The 789-nt window shown below is 46.6% G+C and carries 2 protein-coding genes; both read right to left on the minus strand.

Annotation, left to right across the window (positions count from 1 at the left end; genetic code table 11):
- Positions 1 to 379 (minus strand): DUF4389 domain-containing protein (locus tag S1OALGB6SA_RS09850; RefSeq protein ID WP_148084071.1); only part of this gene is annotated, 379 nt, incomplete at its 3' end.
- Positions 380 to 683: 304 nt separating this feature from the next.
- Entirely contained in the window at positions 684 to 788 is a 105-nt protein-coding gene (locus tag S1OALGB6SA_RS09855) for an inner membrane CreD family protein (protein WP_306767000.1), read from the minus strand.
- Position 789: the final 1 nt, after the last annotated feature.

Here is a 789-nt window from a genome sequence, read left to right on the forward strand (position 1 = left end):
GTTTCAACTTTTTGGGATAGTCGATATGCAAATCGGCCGGGTAATCATCTCGGGGTTTGAGGGAAAAAGGCGGGTATTTATCGGTGCCAAGTACAGAGAAGGCATAGAATCCAACTCGCCACCACCAGCGGAACACTCCAACAACGAAATCGAAGGACTTGCGAGGATATCTGCCTGTGAAAATAATCGCGAAAAAGGCAATGATTGTTACGAATACCACGGCAACAGTCAGAAATGCCAGTATCACGATATGCGGAACAGCCAGCAGCCACTTCAACAGCCAAAGCACCCGGCTTGGCGGCTTGCTTAATTCTCCTCTTAAATGAATTGAGGAAGTTTTATCCTTTTCCGGTGTAGACAATTCCATACTATCCGACATAGACAACTCCTTATCATCCAATTTCAGCTCGAGTAAACACCCGCAGTATAATAAAGGGTGCTGATTTGCACAAGGGATTTCGAGGTGGACTTGCCTTCCCTAAGCAGCGCGGCTGGCAGAAAGTCAATTCCAGCTGTGAGCTGCGCTTATGCATGAAATTTCCTTTCCACTTCCCCTGAATTTTTTAAGGGCCGTTTCCGCTTATCTATGGCCATCGCATTTCACAAACAGCAGCACCTGTAGCAAGTTTGTATGCAGAATCCATCCAGATGCGGTTATCGATGTGATGGTGACTTAAGGGGCACTAATTATCGTACCATTTGATTTTTCGAGTGATTAACATCACAAGGCCGAGCACGGCAAAAACGCCTATCGAACCGAGCAGCAATGCATAATCTTCGGAGCGCAGC

The organism is Olavius algarvensis spirochete endosymbiont (assembly GCA_900608495.1).
GTDB lineage: Bacteria > Spirochaetota > Spirochaetia > DSM-2461 > DSM-2461 > UBA2779.